The organism is Mesorhizobium sp. M7A.F.Ca.CA.001.10.2.1, from assembly GCF_003998575.1.
GTDB lineage: Bacteria > Pseudomonadota > Alphaproteobacteria > Rhizobiales > Rhizobiaceae > Mesorhizobium.
On record NZ_RZQY01000458.1, the window covers coordinates 1 to 4,829 of the forward strand.

At 63.3% G+C, this 4,829-nt stretch carries 6 protein-coding genes; 3 read left to right on the forward strand and 3 right to left on the reverse strand.

All coding sequences use genetic code 11. The features are described 5' to 3' along the window. Positions 1-131 precede the first annotated feature (131 nt). The 3 genes from EN964_RS24635 to EN964_RS24645 form a co-directional block, all read right to left on the reverse strand. Entirely contained in the window at positions 132-794 is a 663-nt protein-coding gene (locus EN964_RS24635; RefSeq protein WP_127266629.1) for an HAD family phosphatase, read from the reverse strand. Further along, positions 794-1,279 carry a dUTP diphosphatase gene (gene dut, locus EN964_RS24640; protein ID WP_127266628.1) on the reverse strand — a complete coding sequence of 162 codons (486 nt, stop codon included), beginning with the start codon at positions 1,277-1,279 and terminating at the stop codon, positions 794-796. The genes EN964_RS24635 and dut overlap by 1 nt, the downstream gene beginning before the upstream one ends. A 385-nt stretch (positions 1,280-1,664) precedes the next feature. Continuing rightward, a complete protein-coding gene (locus EN964_RS24645; RefSeq protein ID WP_127266627.1) occupies positions 1,665-2,135 on the reverse strand; it encodes an Lrp/AsnC family transcriptional regulator in 471 nt (156 codons plus the stop codon). A 115-nt stretch (positions 2,136-2,250) separates the two neighbouring features. On the opposite strand from EN964_RS24645, the gene EN964_RS24650 reads away from it, so the two are divergent. The 3 genes from EN964_RS24650 to EN964_RS24665 all read left to right on the forward strand — a co-directional run. Then, positions 2,251-2,499, forward strand: a complete 249-nt coding sequence (locus tag EN964_RS24650; RefSeq protein ID WP_127266626.1) for a DUF6356 family protein — start codon at positions 2,251-2,253, stop codon at positions 2,497-2,499. A gap of 15 nt (positions 2,500-2,514) precedes the next feature. Then, the gene (locus tag EN964_RS24655; protein ID WP_127266625.1) at positions 2,515-3,315 is read left to right on the forward strand and encodes a class II glutamine amidotransferase; all 801 of its coding nucleotides are present in this window, start codon (positions 2,515-2,517) and stop codon (positions 3,313-3,315) included. A gap of 329 nt (positions 3,316-3,644) precedes the next feature. After that, positions 3,645-4,829: amidase (locus tag EN964_RS24665; protein ID WP_127276829.1), on the forward strand; the 1,185-nt coding region annotated here is incomplete at its 3' end.

Sequence of the window (4,829 nt, forward strand, 5' to 3'; positions counted from 1 at the left end):
GTCCATAGAAACGGCGCCAGCATCAAGGCGAGGATGAGGCGGAGCAGGCTGGGGTTCATGCGTGGCCTCGAGTTGGCGGTGCCAAGCTAGCACGGACAATCGAGGCGTACAGCTGCAGGCTGAAGATCAGGTCAGTGGATCGGCACCAGCCCGGCCAGCTCGCGCATGTCGTCGAACAGGATGCCGCCGGCCTGGATCAGGCCGGCGCGGTCGGAATAGGGATCGGCATGGTAGGAAAACACCCGCATGCCGGCGGCGATCCCGGCCTGCGTGCCGGCGACGCTGTCCTCGATGACGATGCAGTCGGCAGGCGCGAAGCCCATGGTCTTGGCCGCATGCAGGAACAGGTCCGGGAACGGCTTGCCACGGCTGACCATGGTCGAGGAAAACATCGCGTGTTCGAACAGCGGCAGCAGCCCGGTCTGGCCAAGCGTGATGTGCATCTTCGACACCCGGGCCGAGGTGGCGACGCAATAGGCGATACCGGCTGAACGCACGGCTTCGACGAACTCGCGGACGTAGGGGATCGCTTCGACGCCGTGGGCAAACAGGTCCGGCAGGCCGGCGTTCCAGCGATCGACGAAACCGGCGCCGAGCCTGACGCTGGTCTCTTCTTCGATCTCTTTCTGCACCGACGCCATGCTGCGGCCGGAGAAATTCTTGCGGCAATATTCGAAGCTTGTCGGATAGCCGGCAGCGGTCAGCCATTCGGCGAGACGCCGATTGGCCAAATTCTCTGTATCGACCAGAATCCCGTCGCAGTCGAAGATGACAAGCTTAGGCAGTTCAGACATCAGGCGGTGCCGGTCGATCCGAACCCGCCCGCGCCACGCGCCGTACCACCGGCCAGACTGCGCTCTTCCACGGTCGCCTGGGCCACCGCAGCGAAGATGATCTGGGCGATGCGCATGCCGCGCGTCACGGCAAAGTCCTCGTCGCCGAGATTGATCAGCAGCACCTTCACCTCGCCGCGATAATCGCTGTCGATGGTGCCGGGCGTGTTGAGGACGGTCAGGCCGTGCTTGAAAGCAAGTCCGGAGCGCGGCCGCACCTGGCCCTCCATGCCTTCCGGAATTTCCAGGATCAGCCCGGTCGGCACCAGAGCGCGCTTTCCCGGAAGGATCAGCAGCGGCCGGTCGTCCGGCACCGCGGCGCGCAGATCCATGCCGGCGGCACCAGTGCTTTCATAGGCGGGAAGGGGAAGTCCTTCAGCATGCGGCAACCTGACGAAGCCGACGGTCGGACCGATGACGGAGGGAGTTTGAAGGGCTGCGCGCATAAAATCGATCCTATCGGCGCGAACGGCGATTCGGTCAACTCGACTGTAATTCTATCAACGGCTTTCTTTTGGGCGGCACTGTGACCTGGTTTCGGGCACAGGAGTTTTGATGGATTTGTTGCGCTGAAGGATTGCATGCTTGGTGATTGGCGAAAACGTCCATGCTTCGTCATCCACGGGCGAGCAAGGAGCGTAGCGACGCGGCGCAGACCCGAGGATCCATGCCGCGACTCCAACGGGTCACGACGGTGCAGAGTTCTGCGCCGTTGCACTCTTGGGTAGGTCACGGCATGGATACCAGGGTCTCCGCGACGCCGCTTCGCGGCTGCTCCGCCCTGGTATGACGAAGTTGGGGAGGCTTCGGCCAAACGCGAACGTAGCGCTACTACCGCAGTTCCATCGGAACGACGGTCGTTTCCTTGATTTCCTCCATCACGAAGGAAGCGGACACATCCGACAGAGCCACCTTGGCGATCAGCCGCTGGTAGAGCCGGTCATAGGCCTTCACGTCGGCGACGCGGGCGCGCAAGACATAATCGAGGTCGCCGGACATGCGGTAGACGCCGGTGATCTCGGGAAAGCCGGTCACCGCCGCCCGGAACTTCTGCAGCCACTCCGGATCGTGGTTGGACGTGCGGATCAGGATGAAGACGGAAAGGCCAAGCCCGAGCTTTTCGGCATCGACCAGTGCCACCCTGCCGGTGATGACACCAGCCTCTTCCAGCCGCCTCACTCGGCGCCAGCAGGCATTGCGCGACAGCGCCACCCGTTCCGACAGCTGGTCGACCGACAGCGTGCCGTCGCGTTGCAGCTCAGTGAGCAATTTCCGGTCGATTTCGTCAATTTCCAGCGTCATGTGGGATTTTTGTCCCAAGGATCACCGAAATACAAGGACATTTTGAGACCGATGAACCGGCGAAGCGTGTCAGGATACTCATATCAGGAACTTGAAGCGCTGAAGGGGAACCAGCATGTCGGTCGCCAAGATTTTCACCTCTCATCCGGCCAAGGTCGGCGAAACCTATTTCAGCCACATGGGTTTTGCCGCCTGGTTTTCGTCGCGCCTGTTGATGGCGGCGGGCGCCGCGCTCGTTCACGCTTTCTTGCCGTTTCTGTTTGAAACTACCGCCAGCCGAATCGTTCGCGAGCTTTATGAGCGGACGCACAACAGAGGCACACACGCGATCAAGGAGCCTGCGGCTCTTATGGATCGCGCCTAGAGGACGACAGAAGCGATGTGCCGGTGGGCGGCCTATCTCGGTGAAGCGGTCTTTCTCGAAGACATCCTCACGGCGCCCTGTCACTCGCTGATCGCCCAGAGCCATTGCGCCCAGGAAGCGAAATCGCCGACCAATGGCGACGGCTTCGGCCTTGCCTGGTATGGCGACCGCCCGGAGCCGGGTCTCTATCGCGATATCCTGCCGGCCTGGTCCGATCCCAATCTGAAAAGCCTGTGCCGGCAGATCAAATCCGGCCTGTTCCTCGCCCATGTACGGGCGTCCACCGGCGGCGCCACCAGCCGCATGAATTGCCATCCGTTCATCTCCGGCGCCTGGTCGTTCATGCACAACGGCCAGATCGGCGGCTTCGAGAAGATCCGCCGCGCGCTGGAGAATTCGCTGTCAGACGCCGTCTTCGACCAGCGCGAAGGCACCACCGATTCCGAACTCTTTTTCCTGCTGATGATCGACGAAGGGTTGGCCGGCGATCCGCAAGGCGCGGTGTCCCGCGCCACTAGCCGCGTGCTCGAAGCCTCGCGCCGCGCCGGCCTCGAACCAGCGCTGAAGCTCACCGCCGCCTTCTCGGATGGACAGGCGCTGCATGCGGTGCGCTATGCCACCGACGCCCACGCGCCGACGCTCTACACCTCCGTCTTGCGCAAGGGCGGCGGCCGCTGCATCGTGTCCGAGCCGTTCGACCGCGAGGGCGGCGACTGGCAAGCGATCCCGCCATCGAGTTTTGTCACGATGACGCGGGACGGCATCAGCATTCGCCCGTTTGCTCCAGCGGCGGCAAAGCTGGCGCTGGTCGGGTAAGTTTCTTCGCCGGATCGCAAATGCTGCAAAGTCGCGGGCCAGCGCCCCCCTCTGTCCTGCCGGACATCTCCCCCTCAAGTGGGGAGATTGGCAGCTTCGCCGACCGCGCGTTCTTGCAACGTTGAAGATTGGCGAAAGCCGTGACGCTATCCAATCTCCCCACTTGAGGGGGAGAGGCCGGCAGGCCAGAGGGGGGCGCCGTAGAGTGCCGACATCGGCAGCACAACTTCGATCAAGCACTAGCGAATACCGAATGCTCAACTCCGCTTGAAATCGCGCCGCGTTCCGCCAATTGGTCAGGCACGCGCGGCCAAGCCGGAGCATTCCTCATGGACATCGTCTTCTCCTCAACCGTCGATCTCGCTGCAGCCATCGCCAAGCGCAAAATCTCCGCCGTGGAAGCACTCGACGCCTATCTGGCGCAAATCGATGCGCACAACCATGCGGTGAATGCCGTCATCTCGCTCGACAGGGAAGGCGCCCGCGAGCGTGCCAAGAAGGCGGACGCTGCCCAGGCGCGCGGCGCCGCACCCGGACCTCTGCATGGCGTGCCGTTCACGCTGAAAGACATGCACGAAACGTCAGGCATAAGGACCACGGTCGGCTTCCCGCCCTTTGCCGACTATGTCGCCAAGCAGGACAGCCCGGTCGTCATCAGACTGAAAGCGGCCGGCGGCGTGCTGATGGCCAAGACCAATGTCGCGGCCATGCTTTCGGACTGGCAATCGAACAACCCGCTGTTCGGCCGCACCAACAATCCATGGAATCTCCAGCGCACGGCGGGAGGCTCCAGCGGAGGCGCGGCAGCGGCAATTTGCTTGGGGATGACGCCGTTCGACGTGGGCACAGACATGCAGGATTCGATCCGGCTGCCGGCCGCCTTTTGCGGTGTTTATGGCTTGAAGCCGACGGAGCATCGTGTCTCGCTGGCCGGTGCCTTCCCCGATCCCGGCGGTGCCGCGCGCAGCGTGCGGCTGATGTCCTGCCTCGGGCCGTTGGCGCGCAGCGTGCAAGATTTGGCGCTGATTTATCAAATCATCGCCGGCCCGGATGGAAGCGACACCGATCTTGCTCCGGTGCCGGTCCAGGATATGCCGAAGCTCGACCCTAGGACATTGCGCATCGCCTTCGCGCCGTCCTTTCCCGGCTTTCCGGTGGCCGGCGACATCAGCGCCGCAGTCGAAAACCTCGCAAGGCAGCTGCAATCGGCCGGTGCCCTCGTTGAGGAGGCAAAACTGCCGAAACTCGATCTGCACCACGATCTGGAGCAGGGCGGCGCGCTGATCGGCATGATGCTGGAGGCCGCGCAGCCGGAGTCGCCGGAGGAGCCGACACCGGTCTCGCGCTGGTTCGAGGCACTCGCCCGCCGCGACAGGTCCATTCTCGCCTGGGACCGGTTTTTCGAAAACCATGACGCGCTGCTCTGCCCGGTCGCCATGACTTCCGCCTTCCCGCATTGCGAGCCGGGCACGCCGATCACGGTCGACGGCAAGGAGCAGAGCTACTGGATGCTG

Excerpts from the sequence above, each read along its gene's own strand:
- dut (WP_127266628.1), bottom strand. The coding sequence starts at position 1,279 with ATGCGCGCAGCCCTTCAAACTCCCTCCGTCATCGGTCCGACCGTCGGC.
- EN964_RS24645 (WP_127266627.1), bottom strand. The coding sequence starts at position 2,135 with ATGACGCTGGAAATTGACGAAATCGACCGGAAATTGCTCACTGAGCTG.
- EN964_RS24635 (WP_127266629.1), bottom strand. The coding sequence starts at position 794 with ATGTCTGAACTGCCTAAGCTTGTCATCTTCGACTGCGACGGGATTCTG.
- EN964_RS24650 (WP_127266626.1), top strand. The coding sequence starts at position 2,251 with ATGTCGGTCGCCAAGATTTTCACCTCTCATCCGGCCAAGGTCGGCGAA.
- EN964_RS24655 (WP_127266625.1), top strand. The coding sequence starts at position 2,515 with ATGTGCCGGTGGGCGGCCTATCTCGGTGAAGCGGTCTTTCTCGAAGAC.